Origin of the sequence: Streptomyces albidus (ex Kaewkla and Franco 2022) (assembly GCF_013870515.1) — a bacterium.
GTDB classification, from domain to species: domain Bacteria; phylum Actinomycetota; class Actinomycetes; order Streptomycetales; family Streptomycetaceae; genus Streptomyces; species Streptomyces albidus.
In genome coordinates this window covers 1-3,369 of sequence record NZ_JACBXA010000401.1, presented here as the reverse complement: position 1 = coordinate 3,369, position 3,369 = coordinate 1, and the positions used below count along the sequence as shown (strand labels likewise).

Annotated in this window: 4 protein-coding genes; all 4 read left to right on the top strand. The window is 69.7% G+C overall.

Annotated features, from left to right (window positions below):
- The coding region (locus H5J26_RS29590; protein WP_181769037.1) for an MFS transporter at nucleotides 1–547 on the top strand (547 nt) is incomplete at its 5' end.
- 43 nt (nucleotides 548–590) lie between these two features.
- Complete coding sequence (locus tag H5J26_RS29585) at nucleotides 591–1,100, top strand: MarR family winged helix-turn-helix transcriptional regulator (RefSeq protein WP_181769036.1); 510 nt, start codon at nucleotides 591–593, stop codon at nucleotides 1,098–1,100.
- Between the two features lie 114 nt (nucleotides 1,101–1,214).
- On the top strand, nucleotides 1,215–1,550 hold the full coding sequence (locus H5J26_RS29580) for a DUF3817 domain-containing protein (RefSeq protein WP_181769035.1): 336 nt from the start codon (nucleotides 1,215–1,217) through the stop codon (nucleotides 1,548–1,550).
- An 86-nt stretch (nucleotides 1,551–1,636) separates the two neighbouring features.
- On the top strand, nucleotides 1,637–3,337 hold the full coding sequence (locus tag H5J26_RS29575) for an acyl-CoA mutase large subunit family protein (RefSeq protein ID WP_181769034.1): 1,701 nt from the start codon (nucleotides 1,637–1,639) through the stop codon (nucleotides 3,335–3,337).
- The last annotated feature ends 32 nt before the right edge of the window (nucleotides 3,338–3,369 follow it).

The window sequence follows — 3,369 nt, the reverse complement described above, 5'->3', positions numbered from 1 at the left end:
CGCCTTCGTCGTCGTGCCGGAGGGGCTGGCCGCGCCCTACGCGGCCCAGATCGGTGCGGGGCCGGTCGGCGTCGGACTGCTGCTCGCCGCCATGCCCGTGGGCGCTCTCGTGGCGGAACTGGCCGCGGGCGCCCTGCTCAGGCCCGCCACTCGCGAGAAGCTGGTGCTGCCGCTCGCCGGTTCCCTGCTTCTGCCCTTCCTGCTCTTCGCGTTGCGGCCCGGCCTGCTGCTCGCTCTGGTCGCCCTCGTCGCCGCCGGCTCGGGCTTCGCGTACACCCTCGGCCTGGACCGCTGGTTCTTCGACGCCGTCCCGGAGGAGCTGCGGCCACGGGCGATGACTGTGATGTCCGCGGGGCTGATGACCGTGCAGGGCATGGGCATGGCCGTGGGCGGGCTCGCCGCGGAGTTCGTGCCGCCCCACTGGGCCGTCGTGGGCGCGGGGGTCGTCGGTACGGGCTGCGTCCTCGCGGCGGTGCGCTCGGTCCACGCGGTGCGCGCGCCACGGGGCGACGCACCCGCCGCGGTGCCCGGGGGGACCGATTCCTGAGACGGCTATGGTCAATATGTGAGCGCCCATTAGGGTTTACGGCGTGCCGAAGCCGCTCAGTCTGACGTTCGACCCGATCGCCCGAGCCGACGAGCTCTGGAAGCAGCGATGGGGGTCGGTGCCGTCCATGGCCGCGATCACCTCCATCATGCGGGCGCAGCAGATCCTCCTGGCCCAGGTCGACGCCGTGGTGAAGCCCTACGGGCTGACCTTCGCGCGGTACGAGGCGCTGGTGCTGCTCACGTTCTCGCGGGCCGGAGAGCTGCCGATGTCCAAGATCGGCGAACGTCTGATGGTGCACCCGACCTCGGTCACCAACACCATCGACCGGCTCCAGAGGTCCGGCCTCGTCGACAAGCGCCCCAACCCCAACGACGGACGCGGAACGCTCGCCTCCATCACCGACAGGGGCCGCGAGGTGTGCGACTCCGCGACCCGGGAGCTGATGGCTGTCGACTTCGGGCTGGGCACGTACGACGCCGAGGAGTGCGGCGAGATCTTCGCGATGCTCAGGCCGCTGCGCATCTCCGCCGACGACTTCGCGGAGGAGTAGGCGCGGGAGCAAGGAAGAGCAGGAGCGGGAGCCGGTGGAGGAGCAGGGCGCCGGAAGCCGGTGGAGGAGCAGGGCGCCGGAAGGGCGCGCTGGAGGGCCCGTTACGCTCGTCCCATGAAGAAGTCGGTGCTGACCCGCTACCGGGTGATGGCCTACGTCACCGCCGTGATGCTGCTGGTGCTGTGCACGTGCAGCGTTCTCTCCCGATTCCTCGGCGTGCTCGACAAGGACGTCACGCTCGTGGTCTCCCAGGCCCACGGCCTGCTCTTCATGATCTACCTCGTGGTCGCCTTCGACCTCGGGCAGAAGGCCCGCTGGGCGTTCGGCAAGCTCCTGTGGGTGCTGATTTCCGGGACGATTCCGCTGGCCGCCTTCTTCGTCGAGCGCAAGGTCGTCCGCGAGGTCTCGCCGCTGGTCGAGGACGCGCACGCCGCTCCCGTCGAGGCCTGACAGGGGCCCACCCGCCCCGCCCCCGATCCCGTCTGCGCCGACCGGTCGGTCGACAATTACTTGGACGTCCAAGTAAATTCGATTGCATGGACGCACACGCGATTGAAGAAGGCCGCCGCCGCTGGCAGGCCCGGTACGACGCCGCCCGCAAGCGGGAGGCCGACTTCACCACGCTCAGCGGCGACCCCGTCGAGCCCGTGTACGGCCCTGGCTCCGGCGACACCGTGGACGGCTTCGAGCGGATCGGCTGGCCCGGCGAATACCCGTTCACGCGCGGCCTGTACGCCACGGGATACCGCGGCCGCACCTGGACCATCCGCCAGTTCGCGGGGTTCGGCAACGCCGAGCAGACCAACGAGCGGTACAAGATGATCCTCGAGGCCGGCGGCGGCGGCCTCTCCGTGGCGTTCGACATGCCGACCCTGATGGGCCGCGACTCGGACGACCCCCACTCCCTGGGCGAGGTCGGCCACTGCGGAGTCGCCATCGACTCCGCCGCCGACATGGAGGTGCTCTTCTCCGGCATCCCCCTCGGCGACGTCACGACCTCGATGACGATCTCCGGCCCCGCTGTGCCCGTCTTCTGCATGTACCTCGTCGCGGCGGAACGGCAGGGCGTGGACCCGGCCGTGCTGAACGGCACGCTGCAGACGGACATCTTCAAGGAGTACATCGCCCAGAAGGAGTGGCTGTTCCAGCCGGAGCCCCATCTGCGCCTGATCGGCGACCTGATGGAGCACTGCAGCCGCAACATCCCCGCCTACAAGCCGCTCTCGGTGTCCGGCTACCACATCCGGGAGGCCGGCTCGACGGCCGCGCAGGAGCTCGCGTACACGCTGGCGGACGGCTTCGGATACGTGGAGCTGGGCCTCAGCCGCGGGCTGGACGTCGACTCCTTCGCACCGGGCCTCTCCTTCTTCTTCGACGCCCACGTCGACTTCTTCGAGGAGATCGCCAAGTTCCGTGCGGCACGCAGGATCTGGGCCCGCTGGATGCGCGACGAGTACGGCGCGAAGAGCGACAAGGCGCAGTGGCTGCGTTTCCACACCCAGACCGCCGGTGTCTCGCTCACCGCGCAGCAGCCGTACAACAACGTCGTACGCACAGCTGTGGAGGCTCTCGCGGCCGTCCTCGGCGGTACCAACTCCCTGCACACCAACGCTCTCGACGAGACGCTGGCACTCCCCAGCGAACAGGCCGCCGAGATCGCGCTGCGCACCCAGCAGGTGCTGATGGAGGAGACGGGCGTCACCAACGTCGCCGACCCGCTGGGCGGTTCGTGGTACGTCGAGGCGCTCACCGACCGCATCGAGGCCGACGCCGAGAAGATCTTCGAGCAGATCAAGGAACGCGGACGCCGTGCGGTGCCGGAGGGCAACCACCCCATCGGGCCGATCACTTCGGGCATCCTGCGTGGGATCGAGGACGGCTGGTTCACCAGCGAGATCGCCGAGGCCGCGTTCACCTATCAGCGCGCGCTGGAGAAGGACGACAAGAAGGTCGTCGGCGTCAACTGCCACACCGGATCGGTCACCGGCGACCTGGAGATCATGCGGGTCAGCCACGAGGTGGAGCACGAGCAGGTGCGGGCGCTGGGCACGCGCCGCAAGGAGCGCGACGAGGCAGCCGTCTCCTCGGCACTCGCGTCGATGATGGAGGCCGCGCGCGGCGAGGCCAACATGATCGAGCCGATGCTCGAAGCGGTCCGTGCGGAGGCGACGCTCGGCGAGATCTGTGACGCTCTCCGGGACGAGTGGGGCGTCTACACGGAGCCGCCCGTCTTCTGACCCGCCAGAGGGGCCGGCAGCGGCGCGGGGCG

What these genes read in the sequence shown, in the direction of transcription:
- H5J26_RS29580 (WP_181769035.1), top strand. Translation starts at nt 1,215, where the DNA reads ATGAAGAAGTCGGTGCTGACCCGCTACCGGGTGATGGCCTACGTCACC.
- H5J26_RS29575 (WP_181769034.1), top strand. Translation starts at nt 1,637, where the DNA reads ATGGACGCACACGCGATTGAAGAAGGCCGCCGCCGCTGGCAGGCCCGG.